Annotated in this window: 27 protein-coding genes; 8 read left to right on the top strand and 19 right to left on the bottom strand. The window is 34.4% G+C overall.

Features of this window, described 5'->3' with window-relative positions; all coding sequences use genetic code 11:
* Positions 1 to 123: 123 nt before the first annotated feature.
* The 4 genes from PYW36_RS06610 to sosA form a co-directional block, all read right to left on the bottom strand.
* Positions 124 to 351, bottom strand: coding sequence for a YneF family protein (locus PYW36_RS06610; RefSeq protein ID WP_210433439.1), 228 nt, complete (start codon positions 349 to 351; stop codon positions 124 to 126).
* 267 nt (positions 352 to 618) lie between these two features.
* Positions 619 to 2,607 carry a transketolase gene (gene tkt, locus PYW36_RS06615; RefSeq protein ID WP_103158883.1) on the bottom strand — a complete coding sequence of 663 codons (1,989 nt, stop codon included), beginning with the start codon at positions 2,605 to 2,607 and terminating at the stop codon, positions 619 to 621.
* 79 nt (positions 2,608 to 2,686) lie between these two features.
* Positions 2,687 to 2,926 (bottom strand): DUF896 domain-containing protein, encoded by a 240-nt coding sequence (locus tag PYW36_RS06620; protein ID WP_037573504.1) that lies wholly within the window; start codon positions 2,924 to 2,926, stop codon positions 2,687 to 2,689.
* 228 nt (positions 2,927 to 3,154) lie between these two features.
* The gene (sosA, locus tag PYW36_RS06625) at positions 3,155 to 3,379 is read right to left on the bottom strand and encodes a DNA damage-induced cell division inhibitor SosA (RefSeq protein WP_037573496.1); all 225 of its coding nucleotides are present in this window, start codon (positions 3,377 to 3,379) and stop codon (positions 3,155 to 3,157) included.
* 143 nt (positions 3,380 to 3,522) lie between these two features.
* On the opposite strand from sosA, the gene lexA reads away from it, so the two are divergent.
* A complete protein-coding gene (lexA, locus tag PYW36_RS06630; RefSeq protein ID WP_037573494.1) occupies positions 3,523 to 4,146 on the top strand; it encodes a transcriptional repressor LexA in 624 nt (207 codons plus the stop codon).
* A 251-nt stretch (positions 4,147 to 4,397) separates the two neighbouring features.
* Here the strand turns inward: lexA and PYW36_RS06635 are convergent, their stop codons facing one another.
* From PYW36_RS06635 to rpsN, 3 genes are all read right to left on the bottom strand, one after another.
* On the bottom strand, positions 4,398 to 5,330 hold the full coding sequence (locus PYW36_RS06635) for a CAP domain-containing protein (RefSeq protein WP_103158884.1): 933 nt from the start codon (positions 5,328 to 5,330) through the stop codon (positions 4,398 to 4,400).
* A 93-nt stretch (positions 5,331 to 5,423) separates the two neighbouring features.
* A complete protein-coding gene (gene guaC / locus PYW36_RS06640; protein ID WP_037573492.1) occupies positions 5,424 to 6,401 on the bottom strand; it encodes a GMP reductase in 978 nt (325 codons plus the stop codon).
* Between the two features lie 75 nt (positions 6,402 to 6,476).
* Positions 6,477 to 6,746 (bottom strand): 30S ribosomal protein S14, encoded by a 270-nt coding sequence (rpsN, locus tag PYW36_RS06645; RefSeq protein ID WP_037573490.1) that lies wholly within the window; start codon positions 6,744 to 6,746, stop codon positions 6,477 to 6,479.
* A gap of 187 nt (positions 6,747 to 6,933) precedes the next feature.
* Here rpsN and rpmG point away from each other — a divergent pair, with 187 nt between their 5' ends.
* Complete coding sequence (rpmG, locus tag PYW36_RS06650; protein WP_014613994.1) at positions 6,934 to 7,083, top strand: 50S ribosomal protein L33; 150 nt, start codon at positions 6,934 to 6,936, stop codon at positions 7,081 to 7,083.
* Positions 7,084 to 7,220: 137 nt separating this feature from the next.
* Here rpmG and PYW36_RS06655 read toward each other — a convergent pair whose 3' ends face one another.
* Complete coding sequence (locus PYW36_RS06655; RefSeq protein ID WP_037573488.1) at positions 7,221 to 8,717, bottom strand: catalase; 1,497 nt, start codon at positions 8,715 to 8,717, stop codon at positions 7,221 to 7,223.
* A gap of 207 nt (positions 8,718 to 8,924) precedes the next feature.
* Here PYW36_RS06655 and PYW36_RS06660 point away from each other — a divergent pair, with 207 nt between their 5' ends.
* Entirely contained in the window at positions 8,925 to 10,382 is a 1,458-nt protein-coding gene (locus PYW36_RS06660) for an amino acid permease (RefSeq protein WP_103158885.1), read from the top strand.
* A gap of 115 nt (positions 10,383 to 10,497) precedes the next feature.
* Positions 10,498 to 10,812, top strand: coding sequence for a hypothetical protein (locus PYW36_RS06665; protein ID WP_037573482.1), 315 nt, complete (start codon positions 10,498 to 10,500; stop codon positions 10,810 to 10,812).
* 60 nt (positions 10,813 to 10,872) lie between these two features.
* Here PYW36_RS06665 and PYW36_RS06670 read toward each other — a convergent pair whose 3' ends face one another.
* From PYW36_RS06670 to PYW36_RS06685, 4 genes are all read right to left on the bottom strand, one after another.
* Positions 10,873 to 11,673, bottom strand: coding sequence for a Cof-type HAD-IIB family hydrolase (locus PYW36_RS06670; RefSeq protein ID WP_037573479.1), 801 nt, complete (start codon positions 11,671 to 11,673; stop codon positions 10,873 to 10,875).
* A 103-nt stretch (positions 11,674 to 11,776) separates the two neighbouring features.
* Positions 11,777 to 12,694, bottom strand: coding sequence for a homoserine kinase (thrB, locus tag PYW36_RS06675; RefSeq protein WP_165806224.1), 918 nt, complete (start codon positions 12,692 to 12,694; stop codon positions 11,777 to 11,779).
* Positions 12,694 to 13,758 carry a threonine synthase gene (gene thrC, locus PYW36_RS06680; RefSeq protein WP_037573474.1) on the bottom strand — a complete coding sequence of 355 codons (1,065 nt, stop codon included), beginning with the start codon at positions 13,756 to 13,758 and terminating at the stop codon, positions 12,694 to 12,696. The genes thrB and thrC overlap by 1 nt, the downstream gene beginning before the upstream one ends.
* Before the next feature lie 5 nt (positions 13,759 to 13,763).
* Positions 13,764 to 15,047 (bottom strand): homoserine dehydrogenase, encoded by a 1,284-nt coding sequence (locus PYW36_RS06685; RefSeq protein WP_103158886.1) that lies wholly within the window; start codon positions 15,045 to 15,047, stop codon positions 13,764 to 13,766.
* A 190-nt stretch (positions 15,048 to 15,237) separates the two neighbouring features.
* Between PYW36_RS06685 and PYW36_RS06690 the strand changes: the two genes are divergently transcribed.
* Entirely contained in the window at positions 15,238 to 16,587 is a 1,350-nt protein-coding gene (locus tag PYW36_RS06690) for an aspartate kinase (RefSeq protein ID WP_037573465.1), read from the top strand.
* Between the two features lie 151 nt (positions 16,588 to 16,738).
* On the opposite strand, the gene PYW36_RS06695 is transcribed toward PYW36_RS06690, so the two are convergent.
* Positions 16,739 to 17,329: a hypothetical protein gene (locus PYW36_RS06695; protein ID WP_037573463.1), complete on the bottom strand. Its 591-nt coding sequence runs from the start codon at positions 17,327 to 17,329 to the stop codon at positions 16,739 to 16,741.
* A 511-nt stretch (positions 17,330 to 17,840) separates the two neighbouring features.
* Between PYW36_RS06695 and PYW36_RS06700 the strand changes: the two genes are divergently transcribed.
* Positions 17,841 to 18,206: a transcriptional regulator, SarA/Rot family gene (locus tag PYW36_RS06700; RefSeq protein ID WP_037573462.1), complete on the top strand. Its 366-nt coding sequence runs from the start codon at positions 17,841 to 17,843 to the stop codon at positions 18,204 to 18,206.
* A 205-nt stretch (positions 18,207 to 18,411) separates the two neighbouring features.
* Here the strand turns inward: PYW36_RS06700 and nucI are convergent, their stop codons facing one another.
* Positions 18,412 to 18,918, bottom strand: a complete 507-nt coding sequence (gene nucI, locus PYW36_RS06705; protein WP_037573459.1) for a thermonuclease NucI — start codon at positions 18,916 to 18,918, stop codon at positions 18,412 to 18,414.
* Between the two features lie 143 nt (positions 18,919 to 19,061).
* Between nucI and PYW36_RS06710 the strand changes: the two genes are divergently transcribed.
* Positions 19,062 to 19,271: a hypothetical protein gene (locus PYW36_RS06710; RefSeq protein WP_103159572.1), complete on the top strand. Its 210-nt coding sequence runs from the start codon at positions 19,062 to 19,064 to the stop codon at positions 19,269 to 19,271.
* 101 nt (positions 19,272 to 19,372) lie between these two features.
* Here PYW36_RS06710 and PYW36_RS06715 read toward each other — a convergent pair whose 3' ends face one another.
* From PYW36_RS06715 to PYW36_RS06735, 5 genes are all read right to left on the bottom strand, one after another.
* Entirely contained in the window at positions 19,373 to 19,975 is a 603-nt protein-coding gene (locus tag PYW36_RS06715; RefSeq protein ID WP_103159573.1) for a response regulator transcription factor, read from the bottom strand.
* On the bottom strand, positions 19,972 to 21,063 hold the full coding sequence (locus PYW36_RS06720; RefSeq protein ID WP_051604957.1) for a sensor histidine kinase: 1,092 nt from the start codon (positions 21,061 to 21,063) through the stop codon (positions 19,972 to 19,974). Before PYW36_RS06720 ends, PYW36_RS06715 begins: the two co-directional genes overlap by 4 nt.
* Positions 21,053 to 21,790 (bottom strand): ABC transporter permease, encoded by a 738-nt coding sequence (locus PYW36_RS06725; RefSeq protein WP_103159574.1) that lies wholly within the window; start codon positions 21,788 to 21,790, stop codon positions 21,053 to 21,055. The genes PYW36_RS06720 and PYW36_RS06725 overlap by 11 nt, the downstream gene beginning before the upstream one ends.
* Positions 21,791 to 21,823: 33 nt before the next feature.
* Positions 21,824 to 22,441, bottom strand: a complete 618-nt coding sequence (locus tag PYW36_RS06730) for an ABC transporter ATP-binding protein (protein ID WP_103159575.1) — start codon at positions 22,439 to 22,441, stop codon at positions 21,824 to 21,826.
* A 183-nt stretch (positions 22,442 to 22,624) separates the two neighbouring features.
* A complete protein-coding gene (locus tag PYW36_RS06735) occupies positions 22,625 to 22,837 on the bottom strand; it encodes a Trp family transcriptional regulator (protein ID WP_103159576.1) in 213 nt (70 codons plus the stop codon).
* Positions 22,838 to 23,055: 218 nt separating this feature from the next.
* Between PYW36_RS06735 and PYW36_RS11370 the strand changes: the two genes are divergently transcribed.
* Positions 23,056 to 23,115, top strand: coding sequence for an epsilon family phenol-soluble modulin (locus tag PYW36_RS11370; protein ID WP_105965347.1), 60 nt, complete (start codon positions 23,056 to 23,058; stop codon positions 23,113 to 23,115).
* Positions 23,116 to 24,568 lie beyond the last annotated feature (1,453 nt).

Consider the following 24,568-nt stretch of genomic DNA (forward strand, 5'->3'; position numbering starts at 1 on the left):
TCATAAATAACTTCAGGTAACCTCAAAAAAATCAAAGGAAAAATGTTACCTGAACCAAAATAGCAAGGAATTCAGAATTTTTACAAACTCTTGAATCCCTTGCTATTAGTGCGTTTAAGGATATTAAATCTTTTTATCCATATTTTTATTCATCATTGTCATCATTTGGTTAATCTTTTTCTGAGATGGTTTTTGACCCATTTGCATCATCATCATACGTAACATTTCTTCATTAATAGGTGGATTTTTCTTCAAATAATCCATCATATATTTACGCGCGAGAAAGAAACCACCCACAAGTCCAATGATAAGTGCAAGTACAATTAATAAAATTGCCAACCATGTAGCCATTATTTCACCCACTTTCTCTATCCTTTTGCATTTTACTAAAATTAATACAAGTTTTCAAGGTCATTCTAAATATTCACAAAGCCGCATCTCGTCAAATTGCTTTTCGATATTAATTTCTTCCTAAAAACAAGAAAGATGGAATGATGTTATCAAATGTAAGACATCATTCCATCTCTATATTTCTCACTTTTGATTTCTATAAATATATTAAAGTTAATCGTTAAACAAGAGCGTGGTCTTTGATATTAGCTTTATATTTAATAAGCCTTAAAGTGACTCAATTTGAGATAAAATATTTTCTTTAGTAAAGCCATATTTTTCTACAACTAAATCACCAGGAGCACTTGCGCCATATCTGTCAATACCAATGACTAGGCCGTTCATACCCACATATTTGTGCCATCCTAATGTCGCAGCCATTTCAACAGCTACTCGTTTAGAGACTTCTGGCAATAATATTTCATCTTGATATGCTTTTGATTGTGCTTCAAATGCATTCCAGTTTGGCATTGATACTACACGTACACCTTTGCCTCTTTGTTCTAAATCTTTAGCAACCTCAATCACTAAGCTCACTTCAGAACCTGTGGCCATGAGGACATATTCAGGACTTTTCTCTGTTTCATAAACGACATAGGCACCTTTGCGTACGCCTTCCTCAAGTTTAGATTCTTCAACATCTAAAACAGGTAAACCTTGTCGTGTCAATACTAATGCAGTTGGTGTACCATTAGATTCTAATGCGATTTTCCAAGCTACACGTGTTTCATTCCCATCAGCTGGTCGAATCACATTTAAGTTTGGAATCGCACGTAGACCTGCCAATTGTTCGATAGGTTCATGCGTTGGTCCATCTTCACCCACTGCAATGGAATCGTGTGTAAAAATGAATGTTGAACGTAATCCCATGATAGCAGAAAGTCTTAATGCTGGTTTGAGGTAATCACTAAATACAAAGAAAGTTGCTCCATAAGGGTGTAAACCACCGTGTGCAGCCATACCATTAACCGTTGCTGCCATTGCAAATTCACGCACACCAAACCATACGTTTTTGCCAGCGCCCTCTTCAGCAGAGAAATCGCCTTCTGCCTTCACGTTAGATTTATTAGATGAAGCTAAGTCTGCTGAACCGCCAAAGAACGAAGGAACAGTTTCAGCTAATGCTTGAATCACTTCACCAGAATCAGCACGTGAAGCCGCTTTATGACCTAATTCGAAACGTGGAAGTTCTTTATCGTAACCTTCTGGCAACTCACCAGCGATTGCTGTTTTGAATTCTTTAGCTAATTCAGGATACTTTTCAGTATAAGCCTCTAAATCTTTTTTCCATGCTGCTTCATGTTCATCTGCACGTTGAATCATCGTTTCATTAAATATTTCATAGACACTGTCATCAACTTGGAAAGTTTGTGACGGATCTAATTCATAGTTTTTAAATGTTAATTCACGCTCATCTTCGCCAAGTGGTGATCCATGTGAACTGTTGCTGTTTGATTTGTTAGGAGAACCATAACCAATAATCGTTTTAACTTCGATAATTGTAGGACCTTTTTGAGATTTTGCTTCTTCGATGGCTTTGTTAATTTCATCCATATCATTGCCATTTTTTACAAGAATATGATTCCAACCGTATGCTTCAAATCGTTTTTTAATATCTTCTGAGAATGATTTATTCGTTTCACCATCTAATGAAATATTATTCGAATCATATAAAGTAATTAATTTGTCTAACTTAAGGTGACCTGCTAAGGATGCAGCTTCATGAGAGATACCTTCCATAAGGTCTCCATCAGACGCCAAAACATACGTATAATGGTCAACAACAGAAATATCTTCCTTGTTAAATTTTGCTGCTAAGTGCTTTTCAGCCATAGCCATACCTACTGACATTGCAAAACCTTGTCCAAGTGGTCCTGTTGTAATTTCTACACCTTTTGTATGGTGATATTCTGGATGACCTGGTGTTTTGGAATCCCATTGTCTAAATTGCTTGAGCTCTTCTAACTCTAAACCACCAGACACGTGAAGTAAGCTATATAATAAAGCTGAGCCATGACCTGCTGACAACACGAAACGATCACGGTTAAAATACGTATTAGAATTTGGATTGAAATTTAAATGTTGTGTCCAAAGGGTATATGCCATTGGCGCAGCACCCATCGGTAATCCTGGGTGCCCTGAATTTGCTTTTTCAATTGCGTCGATACTGAGGGCACGTATCGTATTTACTGCATGTATATCTTTTTGTCCAAACATATTATGACTTCCTTTCTATTCGCTACTAGAGCTATTATACCTTATAAATGTGAATAATATCTAAAATTTCACAAGATTTTTACTTTCCACGCGTGTGGTTCTTTTTTTGAATCTCTTTTAATTTATCAGGTGTAACATCATTTCCTTCTGGATCAATGACTTTCGTGTGTTCAATTTGATCTTTGAAACTATTACGAAACGTCGTTAAATATTCACTTCTTAATTTTGATTGTTCTTTCGCTTCAGCTTCAGTCAATCCTTCATTTTTCTTTTTCTTAGCCAATGCATTGATGCGATTTAATTTATCTTGACTCAGCATATTAGTAAACCTCCGTCATTATTCTCTACAAAATATAACAGAAACGCCTTATAAAACCAAACACCACGACTTAATCCGTAGTATATAAAAAGGACAATGTAACCGTTTATGACTCAGTTACATTGCCCTTCGTAATTTTCCAAAAATCTCATGCCTCATTTTTATATGACTTGCCCCCTAAATTCTAGTAAGTGCATCAAAGATGTTTAAACAAATTGAATAAAGATTTTATCTTAAACTTACTGCGAGAACACTCTGTTGGTCGTTTGCTTTTTGTTCGTATTTTTGAACCTGTTCGGATGAGTTAGATTTAATTTGATGGTCTGTCATTTCGTACGTTTGTTCTGTATATGCTGTTTGGCTCGCCATTATAAAAAAGACAAAAAAGAGAACCATAGAAGCAATAAAAACAGATAAATATAGATATAATTCATTTAATTTAGTTTTAATCATAATCAACATCTCCTAGAACATTTGTTTGTGTTATCACTTTAACAGAACGAATGTTCTATGTCAATACTAAAACGAACAAATGTTTGTTCTGTTCGGATAACTATGCTATAATGTACATAAATCAAGCAAAGGAGTGCTCACATATGAGAGAGTTAACAAAAAGACAAGAAGAAATATTTGAGTTTATTAAGCATATTGTTCAATCGAAAGGTTATCCACCAAGTGTTCGTGAAATTGGAGAAGCTGTAGGGTTAGCTTCAAGTTCAACTGTTCATGGTCATTTATCTCGACTTGAAGAAAAAGGATACATTCGACGTGACCCTACAAAACCTAGAGCTATTGAAATTGTGAGCGAACTTATGGGGGACCCAGTTAATATGGAAGAAACGATTTATGTTCCAGTCATTGGGAAAGTTACTGCTGGTACTCCTATTACTGCAGTAGAAAATGTTGAAGAATATTATCCTTTACCAGAACACTTCACCTCTACTCACAATGGGCAAATCTTTATTTTAAATGTTGTCGGTGATAGTATGATTGAAGCGGGTATTTTAGATGGTGATAAAGTCATCGTGAGAAGTCAAACTATAGCAGAAAATGGAGATATTATCGTTGCGATGACTGAAGATGATGAAGCGACTGTTAAACGTTTTTATAAAGAGAAAAACCGCTATCGTTTACAACCTGAAAATAGTAGCTTAGAACCCATTTATCTTGAAAACGTTACTGTTTTAGGAAAAGTTGTAGGTCTATTTAGAGAACTTTAATTAAAACATCTCCTTTGCTAAATAAACAAAACCACCCGTGTGAATGGGTGGTTTTTTGGTTCTATGTTAAAAAGCGCAAAGCGGGAAATACCGCCTTACGCTTCTTTCTTTTGTAGTATTTCTTTAACGCGTTCTAATATATCTTCGTTTTGTTCATCTACTTCTGATATATTCTGTGTTTTTTGGTTATCATCTTTCATCTTATCAACCTCATTTGATTGATAATTTCCCATATCGTACAAATTTAAACATTAACCCGTATAGTTTTCTGTCCAGTAAGGTTGTTTCTTAGTATTAAAAGCAACACCTACGCCTAAAGTCGTTACGTTTCCATGTAAAATATTCTTACGATGTCCTGCAGAATTCATTAATCCTTGATGGGCAAATATTGCGCTTTGTTGTCCGTAGGCTAGATTTTCTGCAGCTGCATTGAACTGATGATGATCATTTTTCATACGATCAAAAGGTGACTCCCCTTTTAAGTTAGTATGATCAAAATATTGATGCTCAGCCATGTCTTCACTATGTTTGCGTGCGGTATTTGAAAGTGAATCAGAGGATTTTAACGTGTTCAATCCATTTTGCACACGTGTCGCATTCACAAGATAAAAGTCCATCTTTTCATAGCTTTTAGCTAAACTTGTAGATGGGGCGGCATATTGATTTTGCAAGCGATTTTCCATATCTTTGCTGACTTGTAAGAGCGCCGTTAAATGGTTGTTATTATACTTGTCATAAAATGCCGTCGTGTAAATGTTATCTTTGTCAAATACATCATATTCGTCATTATTTTGACGATATATCGTATTTCCTTTTCGAATTTCCTCTAAAGGTTTACCAAGTTTTTCACGAACAACGTCTTTAGGTGTATTATATTTGATTCCAGACTTAGAAGTAATAAGATTTTGATTACTAAATAGACCATGTACTTTACCATCAATATAACTTACTAATACAAAATCTCGGTAATCTTGATGGTAGACATACCATTTTGTCCCATACTCATTATCTAAAGTATCTACCGGGGAACCAAGTTGTGTTTCTACCTCTTTTTGCGTCATATTCATTTGGATATTTCGTACTGCAAAGGATTGTTGCTTTGGTGTTTTTAATTGCGTGTGTGACGTGTTACCTTCTACAATATGGTCTACTTTTTCAGTAAGTGGTCGTGTAAGTTGATGCATCGCTTCAGTGGGTTGTATAGGTACAGAAAGAATCAGTATACAACCTAGGATTAGAAATGATAAAAATGATCTAATAGAAATCCACTCCTATATTTAGTCTCTATCGCCGTTAAAAATTGAATTTCTCACTACCACATAATCCACTTTACGTAAAGCATCAATATCCTTGCCACCTGCATAAGAAATTGAGCTTTGTAGATCTTCTTGCATCTCGATAAGGGTATCTTTAAGAGAACCTTTATGTTCGACAAACATTTTTTTGCCTTCTACATTTTTACGTTCTCCCTTTTGATATTCCGAAGCACTACCGAAATATTCTTTATATTTCTTCCCATCGAGTTCTACAGTTTCGCCAGGTGATTCGTCATGAGCAGCGAAAAGTGAACCAATCATCACCATTGAAGCACCAAATCGTACGGATTTAGCAATGTCTCCATGCGTTCGAATCCCTCCATCAGCGATAATAGGCTTACGTGCAGCTTTACTACAGTGATTAACAGCAGCAAGTTGCCATCCACCTGTACCAAAACCTGTTTTAATTTTTGTTATACAAACACGTCCAGGCCCTATACCTACTTTTGTTGCATCCGCGCCAGCGTTTTCTAATTCACGCACCCCTTCAGGTGTCCCTACATTACCTGCAATAACAAACACATCAGGAAGTAATTTTTTGATATGTTGAATCATCTCAATTACTTGATCTGAATGACCATGTGCAATATCAATCGTAATGTATTCAGGAGACAAGTTAGCATCTTTTAGCGACTCAACGAACTTAAATTCTCCTTCTTTAACACCCACTGAAATAGATGCGAATAAGCCTTTTTCCTGCATTCTCTTTACAAAGGGTAAACGTGCAGCTTCATCAAAACGATGCATAATATAGAAGTAATCATTCGCCGCAAACCACTCTGCAAGGGTCTCATTCATTACCGTTTGCATGTTCGCAGGCACGACAGGTAATTTAAATCGTCTTGGTCCAAATTGAATGGATGTATCAATTTCTGAGCGACTCTTTACAATACTTTTGTTCGGTATAAGCTGAATGTCTTCGTAATCAAAAATTTTCATTAGTCTAATCTCCTTATTCACAATATTCCAAAAGATAATATACTATCTATTGGACATATTGTAAATAAAAGGTGCTTACCAACTTGATTTTTTTACGCCAGGAATTTGACCTTTATGTGCATGTTCTCTAAATGCAATACGAGACATTTCAAATTTACGCATAACTCCTCTAGGACGACCTGTCACTTTACATCTACGTGTGAGACGTGTTGGAGATGCATCTCTTGGTAATTTTTTTAAGCCTTCATAATCTCCTTTCGCTTTTAGTTCACGTCGTAACTCCGCGTATTTAGCAACCATTGCTTCACGCTTTTGTTCTTTGGCAATTTTAGATTTTTTAGCCATATATATTCTCTCCTTCGATTTCAAATCGTAATATTTACGATTTAAATGATAGCACATCCTTTCTTTAGGAATCAAGTCTGTTTTATTATTTTCATTATAATAGAAAGTAAATTTATATTGGCAAATGGCCAAAAACGTGCTAAAATAACAAATCGTAATAGTTTCAATTTAAAAGGAGGTCGACCCTATGCGCGTTAATGTAACATTAGCATGTACTGAATGTGGTGACCGTAACTACATCACTACGAAAAACAAACGTACGAATCCTGAGCGTATCGAAATGATGAAATATTGCCCAAGATTAAATAAACATACGTTACACAGAGAAACAAAATAATCTCTAAACGTTTAGCAGTTACGAAACACACTCATCAAAATACGACGTAGCTACAGCCCGAATCTGTCGGAGTTGTAGCTTTTTTTATTAATAAAAAAGGAGCAAAAGACCTATACCGGTCTTGCCCCTTATAAACTCTATTGAATACCTTTTAAGATATCCTCTAAATCATCAAGCATACCAAGTGCTTTTGCAACACCTTTTCCATAATTAGGATCTGCTTGGTAACAGTTTCTAATGTGGCGATGTTTCACTTCATCTGTTGTACCGTCCATTTCGTTTGCTGTATTGATAAACATACGTTCTTGTTGTTCTGGCGATTGTAAACGGAATAATTTACCCGGTTGTTCAAAGTAATTATCGTCATCTTCTCTGAAATTATGTTCATATGCATCTCCGTTTAACTCTAGAGGTGGACGTTTGTATTCTGGTTGACTTTCATGTGTACCATAACTATTTGGATAATAATGTGTTTGACTTCCTTGGTTGCCATCTAAAATTCTCATTTGACCATCACGGCTGAATGGGCAAAGGTTTTCTACACCGACGCCTTTAGGTTGGTTTACTGGAATTTGCCAGTGGTTTACACCTAAACGATAACGTTGTGCGTCTCCATATGAGAATAAGCGCCCTTGTAGCATTTTATCTGGTGAAAAGTCTAAACCAGGAATGATATTTGTTGGCGCAAAAGCAGCCTGTTCAACATCTTGGAAATAGTTGTCAGGGTTACGATTAAGCTCAAACTCACCAACTTCGATTAAAGGGTATTCCCCTTTGTACCAAACTTTGGTTAAATCAAACGGGTTATCTTTATGATTTTTAGCTTGTTCTTCTGTCATCACTTGAATGTACATTTTCCATTTAGGGAAATCTCCGTTTTCAATGGCATTATACAAATCTCTTTGAGAAGATTCGCGGTCTTCACCTACAATTTTAGCCGCTTCATCAGGCTGTAAGTTTTCAATGCCTTGTTGTGTACGGAAATGGAATTTCACCCATACACGCTCATTATTTGCGTTAATCATGCCATACGTATGTGAACCAAAACCATGCATATGTCTAAAATCTTTTGGAATCCCTCTATCAGTCATTAAAATTGTTACTTGATGCAATGCTTCTGGTAACGATGTCCAGAAATCCCAGTTATTTTGGGCACTTCTCATATTTGTTCTTGGATCTCTTTTTACAGCACGGTTTAAACTTACGAATAATTTCGGGTCACGGAAAAAGAATACAGGCGTGTTGTTACCTACTAAATCCCAGTTACCTTCTTCAGTATAAAATTTGAGGGCAAAACCACGAATGTCTCGTTCTGCATCGGCTGCGCCACGCTCTCCAGCTACAGTTGAGAAACGTGCGAACATCTCAGTTTGCTTTCCGACCTCAGAAAAAATTTTAGCGCATGTGTATTGCGTAATATCGTTCGTTACAGTAAATGTACCAAATGCACCTGAACCTTTCGCGTGCATTCGGCGCTCAGGAATCACTTCACGGTCAAAATGTGACATTTGCTCTAAGAAATAAGGATCTTGCATTAATAAAGGACCACGCGGACCAGCTGTAGCAGTGTTTTCACGATCTCCAATCGGGTGCCCAAATAAACCTGTTAATTTTGATGGCTCTCTTCGATTCATAGTTAAAACCTTCTTTCTTCCTTGTTTATAATAATTCTAATCTGTCACTTACTTTGAATTATACTTAAAAATTCAAAAAAAAGGAACTATTTCGCCTTTTTTAACGGTTTCTTTTTATTTTAGGACTTTAAAGTTATAAAATACTATTGAAACCCCTAGTATTTGCAAGTACAATAAATAGAACAATTGATTAGGGAGAAGATGCTTATGGAAGAAAAAAGTTTAAATCGAGGACTCCAATTGCGTCATATTACAATGTTCGCTATTGGAGGCGCAATTGGTACAGGCTTATTTGTTGCAACAGGCGGGGTTATCGCTCAAGCAGGTCCTGGAGGCGCAATATTAGCTTATTTAATCATTGGTACAATGCTCTATTTCTTAATGTCATCGATTGGAGAAATGGCTACTTTTTATCCTGTATCTGGATCATTCAGTAGTTATGCCACTCGCTTTGTCGATGCATCACTTGGTTTCACGATGGGATGGCTTTATTGGCTCATTTGGGCACTAGTGACAAGTGTAGATATCATTATTGCCACAAATGTCCTAAGTTATTGGGATGCATTCAGTTTCTTCTCACCTATGGTTTGGAGTATCATATTTTTAAGTCTTTTACTTCTATTAAATATATTCTCTGTAAAAGCGTTTGGAGAAGCAGAATTTTGGCTGTCTTTAATTAAAGTAGTTACCATCATTGTATTTATTGTTCTCGGTCTTCTTATGATATTTGGTATTTTAGGAGGCCACACCTATGGCTTTGATAATTTCACACATGGAGAAGCACCATTTGTCGGTGGCGTGTCAGGTTTCTTAAGCGTGTTGCTTATCGCCGGTTTCTCAGTGGGAGGAACAGAAGTAGTTGCCGTTACTGCCGGAGAATCAGATAATCCAAAAAAATCTATGCCACGCGCAATTAAACAAGTATTTTGGCGTATTTTATTATTCTATGTCCTCTCGATTGCAGTCATTTCAGCTATTATTCCTTATACTGACCCAACCTTATTAAATGAGAGTGGTTCTATTACGCAAAGTCCATTTACAATTGTTTTCGACAAAGTAGGGATTGCCTTTGCGGCTTCAGTGATTAATGCTGTTATATTAACGTCTTTATTATCTGCATCGAACTCTGGTTTGTTTACAACAAGTCGTATGCTATTTTCACTTAGTCAACAAGGATCTGCACCTAAAGTTTTAGGGCGTATCAATCATGCAACAAAATTACCACTCAATGCATTAATAACAACATTTGTTTTAATTACAGCTGTGACAATATTTGCCAATTTTAAACCCGAAAGTGTCATGGGGTTATTAAATATTATCGGCGCTTTAATTACTTTTGTTTGGGCTTCTAGTATTATTTCTCAAATACGTATGAGAAAAGCAATCAAAGCACAACGGAAAGATATTGATCAATTATTACCTTATAAATCACCCTTGTTCCCAGTTGGTCCAATTATTGTCTTGATTATTATTGCATTTTTAATTTTTGGAAGTTCTTTCAACGCCATTTTAACGTTAGATATTCCTAAACTCGCACAAAGTTTCTTACCTATTATTCTTTTAATTGGCGTGTATTTCGGACATAAATTGATACACAAAACTAAAGTGATTCCACTTGATCAAATCGATTTATCAGAACACGAAATGTATACACAACATAAATAAATGAATTCGGTAAAGTTGGATGTTCCTCTATCCGCTTTACCGATTTTTTATACCGTTTTCAGTAAAGGTAAAATCATGTATAATTAAGTAAACAAACAGTAAAGGGCGGACGTATATGGTTGGACAAACAAACCTTTTTGATGATGTTTTAAAGCAAGAGGAACGCTTCGTCATTGTTGTTCAAGCTTTTGAAGACAAACATCATCAATTAACAAAACGTACATTACGTGAATATGCGAGCTTAACACATGAGCAAATGGAAAATTTATATACCCATTTAAAAGAACTCTATTTAGAACAACCCTTCGAAAAGCATCAAACGGCCTTTTCAATTACCGTTTATACAAATCTTGACTACGCGGCAGACCAAGTATACGCGCATATCAAACGTCATCGCGGGAAACACGAATGGACGCATACAGCAAAATAGTAAATAACCAAAAACGTTAAGTGACAGCGCCGTCACTTAACGTTTTTTACAATTTATAGGTTATATGAGTTGTTTTAAGGCAAAAGGAATACCATCTTCATCATGACTTTTGGTCGTCATCGTCGCACGTGATTTTAATAAATCAATAGCATTGTCCATCGCAACAGAGGTCCCAACCACCTCAAACATTTCTTTATCATTTGCGCTATCTCCAAAAGCGATCATTTTTTGAACATCTAAATTTAAGCGGTTGGCTAAATCTTGAATAGCCTTACCCTTTGAAACACCGCTACTCATAAATTCTAAAAAGAATGGCTTACTTGTAGTACATGCGATCTCATCATTAAAATGTCCATCGAGAGTATTAAAAATCTCAGAAATATGTTCCTCATAGTCAACACCCATCGCTTTAGGTACGGGCCCCTGAATATAATCTTTTAAATCTTCGACCTCTTTCATCGGTAACCCCGTTATTTCTGATTCAATAGACATGTATTCATGTTGGCCTTCATAAACAATATGACCTTCATGGTAAGTTAAAGTGAATAATCCCTTTTCTCGGCAAAAATCCACAATTTTATCAAAACTTTCTTTGGAAATCATTTTACTCGCGATAACTTCTTTCGTTTTTAAATCAATCGTATTCGCTCCATTATAAGACATAATATAACTTTCAAATTGATCCATTTTTAAAGTATGAGCCACAGGAATCATACCTTCCGTAGGTCTTCCAGAGGCAAGGGCAATGGAATAACCTGCTTCTTGTATCTCAATAAGATAATTTTTTGTTGTTTCAGATACAATGTTTTCAGAAGTCATCAATGTATCATCCATATCCATAATGATTAAATCTGGTTTCATAATTACGCTCCTTCCATTTCAACTTAATATTACACCATTCCCAACTTAAAAAATAGAAAAAAAAGCCAGAACACTTGATAGATGTTCTAGCTTGATCTCTACTTTAATAATGAAAAATAACTTTCGATTTGACACCTTGAGTATTTACCGTCACTAACTCTGAATGGCACGTTTTGACATATTTCCGTAACGCACGCACGAGTGGACCACTTTGTTCTTTTTTAATCATCGTTAAAATCGTTGGACCCGCTCCAGATAGGACAGTTGCATAGGCATCGAATTGTTTTCCTAACTGTTTGACCACTTCAAAGTCTGGAAGTAGATGCTGTCGATATTGTTCATGTAACCCATCTTGCTCCATCATTTTTCCAGCTAACTCGTAATTATGTTGAATGAGTGCACTGATCATCGTATTACTAATAGCACTAAATTTAACCGCATCTTTATGTGAAATCGATTCAGGTAACACGCTCCGTGCTTTTTCTGTTGCTAATGGATAGGATGGAATCGTAACAATAAAATCTACATCTGGTATATCAATGTGTGCGACATCTGTTCCCAAAGTTTCAGCATTATGATATCCAACCACGAGGCCACCATATATTGTGGGCGCTACATTATCAGGGTGACCTTCAATTTCAGTAGCTAATTGTAACAACTCATATTTAGACAGTTCAATGTCCCCAAAATAATTGGCAATATAAAGTGCACCGACAAGTGCAGATGCTGAAGACCCTAATCCTCTCGCTAGCGGTATATCACTATACATTTTAATTTCCAACGAAGGCAGCTTTACATCAAAACGTTCGGCCACTTGTTGCGCAATTTTATAAACGTAATGGGATTCGTCTGTCGGTAAACCTTCTAAACATGCTCCATCATGCACAAATTTCCAAGAGTTACTTTGAATAGGTTGTGCCTCAATAATAAGATATTTATTTAACGCCATACCCACAGAATCAAAACCACATCCAAGATTCGCCGTTGAAGCGGGAACCTTTAAAGTTAATTTATGTTTAATCATTGCAACGCATCCTTAATATATTGAATGATACTGGCTTTATCATTTGGCAAGGCTTGGATAGGATTTTCAAGTAAATTAATCGCTGTATCTGGATCTTTTAGTCCGTTCCCTGTTAAAACTGCTACAACTTTTTGTCCTTTGACCAATTTACCTGCACGGTGTAATTTTATCAAACCTGCGATAGATGCATTGCTTGCTGGTTCACTAAAAATACCTTCTTTTGACGTCATGAGTTGATAAGCTTCTAAGATTTCATCATCTGTAACTGCATCGATTAACCCGTTCGAGCTATCTATTGCATCAATAGCTTTATCCCAACTAGCAGGATTCCCAATACGAATGGCCGTTGCGATTGTTTCAGGATTTTTAACCACCTTATTTTGTACAATAGGTGAAGCTCCTTCAGCCTGAAAACCGTACATGTATGGTAGCCCTGTTTGCTCACGCTCATGATATTCCTTGAATCCTTTCCAATAAGCTGTGATATTACCGGCATTACCCACGGGTATCGCCAATATGTCTGGTGCTTCTCCCTCTAATTGCTCCACGATTTCAAATGCCCCTGTTTTTTGACCTTCGATTCGGTAAGGGTTTACAGAATTAACTAATTCAATATCTCCATCTTGGGCAACTTCTTTAACAATTTCTAATGCTTCATCAAAGTTTCCTTCTATGGACACGATTTCAGCACCATACATCACCGCCTGTGACAATTTGCCTAGCGCGATTTTCCCTTCCGGAATAACTACAATAGATTTTAATCCTGCACGTGCAGCGTAGGCAGCTGCAGAAGCAGATGTATTGCCGGTAGAAGCACAAATCACAATTTTACGTCCTTGTTCTTTCGCCTTTGTTACAGCCATCACCATTCCACGATCTTTAAATGAACCTGTCGGATTAGCCCCTTCATATTTGACGTATAATTCAATACCTAACATTTCAGACATTGCGCCACAATAGATTAAGGGTGTATGACCTTCATTCAATGACACGTGTGGTGTATTTTCATCTACAGGTAAAAAAGAACGGTATTCTTCAACTAAACCTTTCCACATTTTCATAGTAATCAAGCTCCTTCAACTGGATAAATTTTCGTAACGTGATACCCTTCCTCAGCATCAATATAGCTTTGAGGATGACTGTCTAAACCCCCGATAATTAATGCCACAGTGTGATCATTGATTTCTGCGACTTTCAATGATTTATGGAATGGGAGACAACCTTTGATGACGGATTCTATTTGTTTTAAAGAAACTGAAGGTGTATCTACTACAACATAATAACTTTCTTTTTCTATTATGGAAATAGGTTCATTACTATCCATCATTTCTTTTGTTTGTTCTGTTTTCAATTCAAAATGAGGTGGTAATGTATGTAGATTTGATTCGAATTGTAATGATACATTTAGTAAATCACTGACAACTGCACTACCTGTAGCAAGACTTCCTGCACCTTTACCGTAAAACATCGTTTCTCCTACCGCATCGCCCACAACATAGATAGCATTATATTCATTTTCAACAGAGGCTAATTGATGCTCATTAGCCAATAAGGTCGGTTTAACAGAGGCTTCTACACGACCATTCGTATAGCTCCCCTTACCGATAAGCTTAATCTTGTATCCTAATATTCGTGCTGCTTCAATATCTTGAGGTGTCACATTTGAGATGCCTTCAGTTTCGACATCTTGCAAATTAATGACCTGATTAAATGATAAATAAGATGTAATCACTACTTTTCGGGCCGCATCAATGCCTTCAACATCATCAGTTGGATCAGCTTCAGCAAACCCTAAATCTTGTGCCTCTTGTAACGCGTCCTCGTAAGCACTTCCTTCTGCAGTCATTTTTGACAATATGAAATTTGATGTTCCATTAAAGATTCCCATAAATTCACTAATGTTATTCGCGTTCAAACCATTATTAATCGCATTAACGATTGGAATTCCTCCCGCCACACTCGCTTCATATTTTAAAGCGACCGCATGCTTTTGTGCCAAATCTTCAAGATCACGTAAATGCACTGCGAGCAAGTCTTTATTTGCTGTGATAACATGCTTGTTTTGTGTTAATGCTGCCTTTAGCCAATCAACAGTAGGCTCAATTCCTCCCATAACTTCGATAACAATATCAACTTCAGCGTCGTTTAAAATATCTTCTACGTTTTCTGTGAGATGGTATTTTTGTATATTAATAGGACGATTTTTATTTTTATCTCTTACTAGAATATGTTTGATTTGAATATCTTTTTGGATGGTATCTTTAATTTGTTGGTGATTTTCCTCTATAATTTTGACTACACCTGAGCCAACAGTGCCTAATCCTAGTAATGCAACATTCAGTTGTTTCATAAAAAATCCCTCCGTATTAATCTTTCGATATGTGTTGTAATGTTGAATTCTATGTAAATATGGTTTAGTATAAGTGCATTAATAAAGTTTGTAAAGTTCTAAAAATTTAGAAAACACAGACTTAGTTGGACTATGAGAATAGTTTATACTAAAAATGATGTTAATCATGAAAGAAAGGTTGTCGAATGAAATGAAAGTATCCAAATTTGGTGGTAGTTCTGTTGCAACTGCTGAACAAATCATAAAAGTGTTAAATATCGTAAATAGTGATGATGAAAGGCAAATCGTAATTGTTTCTGCACCCGGTAAAAGGCATCAAAACGATACGAAGACGACCGATCTTTTAATTCGCCTGTATGAAAAAGTCATTAGTGATTTAGATTATTCACATAAGAAAGGCGAAATTTTAGAACGCTTTAATGATATTATAAAGGGTCTTGATTTAAAAACCAATATTTTAGAGGAAATTGACAGAACATTAGAACATCTTATTGAAGAACTCAAAGATCAACCTGAACGCTTATTAGACGCATTAAAGTCCTCAGGGGAAAATTTCAATGCCCAAATCATCGCAGCATATAATACACAACAGGGCTTTCCAACAAAATATATGTCCCCTAAAGATGCCGGAATCATCGTCACTGACGAACCAGGTAACGCACAAATACTTGAAACTAGTTATGATAAAATCAATACTTTAAATCATTCAAACCATAAAATTATCATTCCTGGCTTCTTTGGCTATTCCGAACAAGACAATATCGTCACTTTTCCAAGGGGAGGATCAGACATCACAGGTGCTATTATTTCACGCGGAGTAAGAGCTAAATTATATGAAAATTTTACGGATGTGTCTGGTATTTATCGTGCCAATCCAAATGTGATTCATGAACCTGAGATTATTAACGAAATTACATATCGAGAAATGCGAGAATTGTCTTATGCAGGTTTTGGGGTATTTCATGACGAAGCTTTACAACCTCTTTATCGTTATCGCATTCCAGTCGTCATTAAAAATACAAATCACCCAGAAGATCCAGGAACATTTATCTTACATGATCGTGAATTTGATCGAAAAAAAGTTGTCGCTGGCATCAGTTGTGACAAAGGATTTACGAGTATTAACATAAAAAAATATTTAATGAACAGACAAGTTGGTTTCACAGTTAAAATATTGAATATTTTAGCTGAAAATAATATTTCTTTTGACCACATGCCATCTGGAATCGATAATATTAGTATTATCATGAGAACTGCTCAAATACGAGGTAAGGAACAAAAAATACTAGAAGCCATTCGCCAACAATGTGATATTGATGAACTTAATATTGAACAAGATTTAGCGATTTTGATGGTTGTTGGAGAAGGCATGAGTGCCACTGTCGGAACGGCAAACAAAATAACTACCGCTTTAGCAGATGCGAATATCAACTTAAGAATGATTAATCAAGGTTCTTCGGAAATATCTATGATGTTTGGTATTTCGAATGATGATGCAGAAAATGCTGTCAAAGTTTGCTACGATAAATGCTATGATTAACTACTTGTGATAAATGAAAAAATTAAATATTCCGTATGACTTAACAAAACAAACCACCCATTCACACGGGTGGTTTTGTCTGAAATTCAAATTTATGGGTCCTCCAATTTGCTTTATAGAAAATTTTAAAACGGATATCCCCACAACCTGTTTATTTTGAACTTCTTTCTTGTATCACTTTTCTTAAACGCTCTTCGCCTACAACAGTCTTCAACGTGACGAATTGGAAATAACTCATACGATCTATTAAATGTCTAATATACCTAACTTGTTGATCGTTTATCGTGTCATACAAATGAAACATTAAAATAATTTCAGGCTTAATAAAGTCGACATTCCATTTTAACGAGTGATAATAAATGTGCTTTTCCGGGATACGAATCTGGTTATCTAAACGAAAAATCCATTGGTCATCGTCGACATCATATATGCGAATTTTCAAGATACATTGCGTCCCTTTTTTAACAGCGATGAAGTAAATTTGATTTAATTCAATCTCATCTTTATGGATACGTTCACCGTTTTCATCAATTCCCTCGATTTGATAAGTTTCAGGAATGGCATCAAGAACAGTTAATAAATGTTGCCGTTTTACACTAATCGCTATCTTTTTGGATATATCTAATTGATCGTTTAAAAACAATTCTGTTGCAACATCACCATAAAATTTAAAATATTCTGGAACACGTGCGATTAGAATATCCATTAATTCTCTTGTCATATGTTGTGGTTTATTGTTCATCTTCATGCCCTCCTTTCTGGAAACCGCTTACATCACATAGGTCATTATATTAAAAAGTAGAATAATAAGCAATGTATTGAGATGTGTTAACTTGGAAATCTATAAATTGTTTAATTTTGATACAATTCTTCGTTAAATATTTGAAAATGGGTACAAAATGTCATCATCGAAATTAGTGAATCATGACGACAATGAACAATTTCTTTTAAAATATAAAAGCTATAATGTTAATAGTCAAATGCTATAATTTTATGACTTTTAATTTACTTTTTAAACACCCACTCTAAATTCACCCCCTTTCATCTTGATTAAATATTTTTTTATTATTTTATTGATTATATATTTTAATACCGTTAAAATGGTAAATGATTCAACCAAAACTGCTTTTGTGCTATATTAAAATTTTTTCGTTTTTGTTGCACATTTCTAAGAGTATTCCATTGAAAAGTATAAAATTTTTAATATAATATAGTATAGGTTCTCAAAAAGATTAGAAAAAAGGAGTGAAATAATGACTAAACAATACGATTTAGATATTAATAAGGTTTTTTTCTACGAGTCACACCGTAAAAAAATAATAAGTGAACTAAAAAAACGACATAATTTGAAATTAAATGACATTCTGTTTTTACATCATCTTAAGACAACTGAAAGTCGCCGTATTTCCTTACATAAAGTTAAACAATCCATCGATTTTAGTCTCATGGAAATACATAAATCATTAACCGCTCTTACTGAAAATGGAATCATTGGTAAAGAACGCTCAACAGAAGATGAACGTAAGGTGTTCATTACTATTAATGATGAGCAAGAAAAGAAAATGACTGAAGTTCTTGCTAATTTTGAAATCCTTATTAAAGATATCGTACAGTCATAACTCGATAATTTAATGTATATAAAGAGAGTAAGAATAACCCAATTTGTTATTTGGGTTTGTATCTTACTCTTTATTACTTTTCTTCAAAATAATACGTTGTTATAGTGTTTGCGCTATTTTAGAATACGTACAACCAAATGAATAAAAATATCATTTTAACAGTAATAAACACTAGCCTTCGTTAATAGATAGGCTAGTGTCTCTTTTATCTTTCCCAAATATTTTTTTGTTGCTTTTGAGCTTCTTTTTGTGCTTGCTCAATACGAATTTGATATTTATCGTTTGGACGATAAAACTTCGCACGTGCCAAGCCTTCTTTAACAATCTTTTCATTATACATTTCATTTCCAAGCCATACATAAGCTAAAGTTCTACCATAACGGTCTTTTTCTTCACGATCGTATTCTAAACGTACATTTTGGTTAGTCAAATGTTGTTTTGTATAATTTGAAGCGGCCTTACCATAGGGTTGAACGGGTGTATTAGGTTTGACTGTTTCTGGTGTGTCCACACCAATTAAACGAACCCTTGTTTGTTCACCGTCTTTATCCACAATAATTGTATCACCATCTATGACACGCAAGACTTTATAAGTCTCTCCATTCGTTTGTCCGCTAGACGCCTTAAATGGCCCACTATCTGTCATATATTGAATTGACAGAACAATAATTGCAACAATAACTACTAAAATTCCAGTTGTAATTTTTTTCATATGTCCACCCTTTTCTTATCGTCTCATCTATCATAATGAATTTGATGAGACAGGTCAATCCAACTCAAATCGAAAATTTAATAAGAATCTCATTTCATTCTTTAGGAGTAATGATATAATTTAATCAATAGGAGTGAAAATAAATGAATACATTACGTGAAAACAGTCTTTCTATCATTATAATAATTTTTGCGATTGCGCTTGGATTTTTCTTACAACATTTTTATCATTTACCCCTCATAGCTGGCGCTTTTATTGGCGTATTATTAGGTGTGTTAGGTGGTTTTATCATACAGTTGATTAAAAGTAAACAAAACAAGTCCACCGATAAAAATGACAACTCCCCAAAATGATACGTGATACATTCCTAAATATCACTTTTTAACAAAACGCAAAATTGCGATTCAATCAAAAACGGGAGTTGTTAATTAAGAATTGCAACTCCTGTTCTTATTTAAATCCACCCTGCTTCTTTTGCTTTCTTCCAAGCATCAAATCGATTTTCTGCTTCTAATTTATCTATAATTATAGAAGCATAATTTCTCACTGTCCCTTCAGATAAGTACAATTTATGAGCAATATTTTTAAGACTTAGCCCTTCACCAATTTCCATTAATATCATTTGTTCACGATGTGTTAGCGGATTCTTTTCAGTAAAATAGCGCGTCATCAATGCTGGACTATACGTTTTTTTATTTTCAAGCGCGCTAAAAATTGTATATATTAAATCTTCAATGGGTTGTTCCTTTAAAACAAATGCATCCACGTCGTTTGCTACAGCTTTTTCAAAATAACCTGGTCGTTTAAATGTCGTTAGAATAATGACTTTAACATCATAATGTTGTTCACGAATTAAACGGAGGACTTCCAAACCATCCATTTTTGGCATTTCTATATCTAGAATAACGACATCCAGTGATAATAATTTTATATGGTTCCAAGCATCTTCTCCATCTAAAGCTACGTGTACAACTTCTATTCGATGATCGAGTTCTATTAACTGTTTCATTGCATCAGCCACCATTTTTTGATCTTCCGCTAGCAATAACCGAATCATTTAATGCACTCCTTTTGAAAAGTCATATCTAAAAGTAATCCTTCTTTATTTGAGTGGACCCCAAGTTCACCCTCTAATTGTTGAACACGTTTCTTAATACTTTCTAATGTTGGAATTTCTTTTAGCTTCATTCCATTATCTTGAATTCTAAGATTTAATAAAGTGCCACATTCTGAAATGGCCACTGTCACGCAACTTGCATCTGAATGTTTTATGATATTATTTATGGATTCTCTTAAAATCATTGCTAAAAGTGTTTGGTTCTCTTTTGAAATGTAATGGATATATTCATTGGAAAAATAGACAAATTCAATTTGTGCCTGTTTTAGCAATTGGTTAACACGTTGCACTTCTGATTCAAAAGTGACCCATTGTACATTTTCAACAATTAAACGGACTTGATTGAGTGTCTCAGTTGAAATTTGTTTAATTTCTTTGATTTGATTCACAGCTTGATTAGGTTGTTTTTCAAATAATTTTTCTGCGAGATTTGCTTTAATACTAATACTCGCGAATACATGTCCTAAAGTGTCATGAAGATCTTGAGCAATCCGTTGTCGTTCTTGGTCAGCTACAAGTTCTTCAATAATATCCTCTTGTCGTCGAATTTTGGCTGTTAAATGATCTTTTTCGACGTTTCTAATATTGACAACAAAACAAATCACCAAAATGATTTCTATAACTAATACATATAATGTATATTCACTATTAAAATTCAAGGTTAATCCTAATATGAGTATTAAAGTTCCGAAATAGATCGTCATAATTAACTTTGATAACGCTTCGTAAAATTGCATCGGTAAATAATAGGTCAAAAATACGAGTAAAATAACTGTTGTCGGATTAAGGAGGAAAGCTAAACCTAGAATACATAGACATTGTATTAAAACTAAAATTTTTAAATTTTTATCTAACTCATCCAGAGTGTATATTGAAAGTAGCACTGTTGTTATCATAATAATACTCCATAATCCAAAGGCAATTAACGATGAATAAAGTTGTTTGTGACTTATAATTGCAACGAGTGGGATGAGTAAATACGTTAAATGAACATAAGGGTATCGTTTTAATCTTTCTTTAAATGTCAATGTCATCTCTCCATTTGTGTCGACAGATAATGTTGAGTATTATCATGATTATACTAAAAATGAAAAGTTTTAACATAGATAACCATAAAATTCCACCATGATTTATATAATAAATGACAACATGTCGCATATGGGTGGTCGGTACCCATTCTGAAAGCATACGAAGCAAATTTGGAAATCGATCTAATGGTATCCATAACCCACCCAAAAAAGCTAAGATGAAGTAAAGGCAGTTGCTTAACGCAACAACTTTAGAAACATCCTCAATTAAACTTAAGAGATACGCAAAAGGATACAATGTCATTAATACTAAGTTAATAATGGCAAACATTCCTACCCATTGCTGTAGGCTAAGACTCACCCCATTTAAAGTGCCAGTCACGAGCAGGACACTTGCCCCTATGATAGATAAAGAATGCGTCTTTAACGACTTGCTCAAAAAATACGTATTATACGATACACGGGTATTAACGAATCTTTTAATCCATTCTAACTGTCTTTCAATCGCAAGTTCTTGTGGAAAAAGGATTAATACAAAACTCATCGCACTATATAAAGCCATAGAAATCATATAATTCTGTCTAAATGCCAAGCCTTTTAACACATCATCATTTGGGAGTGCTTGTATAGAAATAAGATAAAAACAGAAAGACAGCAATATGAACATAGCTAACATAAGCTTCTGTCTACATAATCGATGAAATTCAAAAATCAGTATAGGAAGCATTTTAAACCTCCTCCTTTCTTAATAGCAGTTTTATCATCTTTTGAAAGTGTTCATTTGCCATATCAATTTAATTTTTCCATTTTCTAACATGTAAATTCGATCACAAAAGGACTTTAATTCCTCAAAATCATGCATAATAATTAATATGGATGTTTCTGGTTTTAAAAAGGTTTGGATAACCTTCCAAAATTTACTTTTAGTTTTTTCATCCAAGTGATTTGTGGGTTCATCTAAAATTAAAAAGTCGGGGGTTTTAGATAATGCTAGCGCAACATCTAGCATTCGTTTTTGTCCTCCTGAAAGTGGATGTATGAATTGTGATGTATTGTCTATACTACATATCGTTTGTAACTCACTGAGCGTCAAGCTTTGGGAATTGAGTCGGTGAAAAAGTTGCAACACTTCTCTGACTTTTATATAAGGCGGAAATTGACTCGTTTGATATAAAATGGCCTTTTTCAATGATGATTGCCATAGAATCTCACCCTTTGTATAAGGTTTCATCCCCATAAGAATGTCCAAAAGTGTGGATTTACCTGTACCATTTTCTCCAGTTATCCCTACTTTTTCGCCGGCATGAATTGAAAAAGAAATTTCATCTAATATCTCACATTCACTGATTTGGTACGAAAGATTTTTAACAGATAACATCTCATCCCTCCTTTTACTATAGTTTAGAACATCTAAGGGAGACTTTAATGTCTAAAATGTCATTGACTTTATATGACATTTGTCATAAAAAACGAAATTAATGATAATCAATTATGAACATGACGCGGCACATTCACTTTTCGGAATAAACACTAAAAAAACTAGGTTGACTCATACTTCAACCTAGCTTTCTTCAACATTATTTTCTAATTTCTTTTGATACAGATACAATTTCTCTGCCGTTGTCAGTGTTAAATCACTCACCATATTCTTCTCATTTCTAAGCCTTCCTATTTTGGCACGACTTACACCTGTTTCTTTTTCAATTTGATACGAAGTTATATTTGAGTTCAACAATTTCAAGATACTTTCTTGAATCATATAGAAAGTGTTCATATTGCCCACCCTTTCACCATCATTTAAAAGAGCAACAAGAAATTTCATTCAATTTAGCATGCCGAACTGTTAAATTTCGAAGATTTTTCAGAAAAACAACCTTATTTTTCTGAAATTACAGACAGTTATGAATGAAATTCATCTTAATAGATCATATCGCTCATATCTTTAAAATTTTATTCTATACTATCATTAAATAATTAATGGAGGTGATAAACATGTTTATCATTAGCTTAATTAAAAAAGTTATTGAATTCTTTAAAGGGTTATTTAAATAATAGCCTTTCAAGCCTCTTCTTAACGGTTGGTGGGCCAACTCACTAACCGTTAAGCTTTTTCATTTTATCCAATATTTTTTCGAAATAATGAAAATAACGATGATATTAGTCATGATTGTTAATAATGACAGTATTGTAGAATTTTCTTGCATTTAAGGACCTCCTCCATATTTATTTAATTTCTCTCTTTTAGATGACACTCAATCAATTGAAAGAATTAAGTAGCTTTCGCAAAACTATGGCCTCTACTTTATCATGCTCTCCTTGCACTCTATTATAATCATGTAAAATATTATACCACACAACGTAAATAGTCAGAATTATGGTTCTATACTTTTAATGGTTGGTGAGTTCTTCACTAACCGTTATTTTTGTTTTAAATACAAAAATAGCACAAATATCTCTTTAATTGTAAGTGCCTAAACAAACTAAGGAGAGATATTCGTGCCTATATATAAATATATATCAAAAATGATTGAAATGGAGGTTCCAAATGTAAAATTCACTCAATGCTAAGCATTAAAACTTTAAAAAAATTCTGTCATTATTCTATGTTGGAACTTTCCACATTTATACTTAATGCTTTCTTCTATCAGATTTCTTATCAGAACTAAATATAAATAAGACAAAGAAAGCAAAAGGAATAATACCAAATGATCTAGTTATGATATCGTAGTTCCCTGTTATTTGTGGCAAAATAAAAAAGGCAAGAGCTGTAACTATAAGTAAAAATAAATATATCTTTCTTTTCTTATTCATAATTACAGAACCACTCCAATAAATACTCTTGCTATAACACCTACGATTTGACGATTGAATCCATTTTGTCCTAAATATTCAGTTATACCATCAGATAATTTCCCTTCAAATCCAGTCAAATAATCTCAAAATTTATTTATAGATTGATAATGAAGAACAACCAATTCAGTACCTGTTCTTTTTTCTACTTGCTTAACTATGTTATCCCAAGCTTTTTGCCCTACTTTATTAACCACAGCTTTAATAGATTTAGCCTAGCTTTAGCAGTCATTCGTAACGTCTTCATTCACCGGCAGACATTACTACGAAATCAAATAGATTTCTATAATGCTCCCAGAATAGCGAGGCTTTATGGAACAATCAAATAAATGAAGATATTTTTACATCAGTCCGATTTATTATAGAACCATAAAATAAAACCCTCAAAGCCTATGACTTCAAGGGTTAAATAACTTAATATTGTTTCATGTATTGGTCAACTTCCCATTCGCTAACTTGCGTACGGTAGAATAAGCTGCGAATTATGAGTGTACTATATTTTATTAAAACCTTTTATTTCAATATTCCCTGTATATTGCAGTGTATACTTTTTTAAATTCGGTTGCCCAATTAGTTGCCCATTTCTATACCAACACTAAATTTGGGCAACTTTTTCATAAATCAATCACCTTGATATAACTGAGGGATTAATAAA

Source organism: Staphylococcus chromogenes, assembly GCF_029024625.1.
In the GTDB taxonomy this organism is placed as follows: Bacteria; Bacillota; Bacilli; order Staphylococcales; family Staphylococcaceae; genus Staphylococcus; species Staphylococcus chromogenes.

Bases quoted from the DNA above. Each gene is read 5' to 3' on its own strand.
- thrC (WP_037573474.1), bottom strand. From the start codon at position 13,758: ATGAAAATGTGGAAAGGTTTAGTTGAAGAATACCGTTCTTTTTTACCT.
- sosA (WP_037573496.1), bottom strand. From the start codon at position 3,379: ATGATTAAAACTAAATTAAATGAATTATATCTATATTTATCTGTTTTT.
- PYW36_RS06695 (WP_037573463.1), bottom strand. From the start codon at position 17,329: ATGAACAATAAACCACAACATATGACAAGAGAATTAATGGATATTCTA.
- PYW36_RS06690 (WP_037573465.1), top strand. From the start codon at position 15,238: ATGAAAGTATCCAAATTTGGTGGTAGTTCTGTTGCAACTGCTGAACAA.
- guaC (WP_037573492.1), bottom strand. From the start codon at position 6,401: ATGAAAATTTTTGATTACGAAGACATTCAGCTTATACCGAACAAAAGT.
- PYW36_RS06670 (WP_037573479.1), bottom strand. From the start codon at position 11,673: ATGAAACCAGATTTAATCATTATGGATATGGATGATACATTGATGACT.
- rpsN (WP_037573490.1), bottom strand. From the start codon at position 6,746: ATGGCTAAAAAATCTAAAATTGCCAAAGAACAAAAGCGTGAAGCAATG.
- PYW36_RS06665 (WP_037573482.1), top strand. From the start codon at position 10,498: ATGGTTGGACAAACAAACCTTTTTGATGATGTTTTAAAGCAAGAGGAA.
- PYW36_RS06635 (WP_103158884.1), bottom strand. From the start codon at position 5,330: ATGCATCAACTTACACGACCACTTACTGAAAAAGTAGACCATATTGTA.
- tkt (WP_103158883.1), bottom strand. From the start codon at position 2,607: ATGTTTGGACAAAAAGATATACATGCAGTAAATACGATACGTGCCCTC.
- PYW36_RS06660 (WP_103158885.1), top strand. From the start codon at position 8,925: ATGGAAGAAAAAAGTTTAAATCGAGGACTCCAATTGCGTCATATTACA.
- PYW36_RS06685 (WP_103158886.1), bottom strand. From the start codon at position 15,047: ATGAAACAACTGAATGTTGCATTACTAGGATTAGGCACTGTTGGCTCA.
- PYW36_RS06730 (WP_103159575.1), bottom strand. From the start codon at position 22,441: ATGTTATCTGTTAAAAATCTTTCGTACCAAATCAGTGAATGTGAGATA.
- rpmG (WP_014613994.1), top strand. From the start codon at position 6,934: ATGCGCGTTAATGTAACATTAGCATGTACTGAATGTGGTGACCGTAAC.
- PYW36_RS06715 (WP_103159573.1), bottom strand. From the start codon at position 19,975: ATGATTCGGTTATTGCTAGCGGAAGATCAAAAAATGGTGGCTGATGCA.
- PYW36_RS06735 (WP_103159576.1), bottom strand. From the start codon at position 22,837: ATGAACACTTTCTATATGATTCAAGAAAGTATCTTGAAATTGTTGAAC.
- PYW36_RS06710 (WP_103159572.1), top strand. From the start codon at position 19,062: ATGAATACATTACGTGAAAACAGTCTTTCTATCATTATAATAATTTTT.
- lexA (WP_037573494.1), top strand. From the start codon at position 3,523: ATGAGAGAGTTAACAAAAAGACAAGAAGAAATATTTGAGTTTATTAAG.
- PYW36_RS06620 (WP_037573504.1), bottom strand. From the start codon at position 2,926: ATGCTGAGTCAAGATAAATTAAATCGCATCAATGCATTGGCTAAGAAA.
- PYW36_RS06655 (WP_037573488.1), bottom strand. From the start codon at position 8,717: ATGAATCGAAGAGAGCCATCAAAATTAACAGGTTTATTTGGGCACCCG.
- nucI (WP_037573459.1), bottom strand. From the start codon at position 18,918: ATGAAAAAAATTACAACTGGAATTTTAGTAGTTATTGTTGCAATTATT.
- PYW36_RS06700 (WP_037573462.1), top strand. From the start codon at position 17,841: ATGACTAAACAATACGATTTAGATATTAATAAGGTTTTTTTCTACGAG.
- PYW36_RS06725 (WP_103159574.1), bottom strand. From the start codon at position 21,790: ATGCTTCCTATACTGATTTTTGAATTTCATCGATTATGTAGACAGAAG.
- PYW36_RS06610 (WP_210433439.1), bottom strand. From the start codon at position 351: ATGGCTACATGGTTGGCAATTTTATTAATTGTACTTGCACTTATCATT.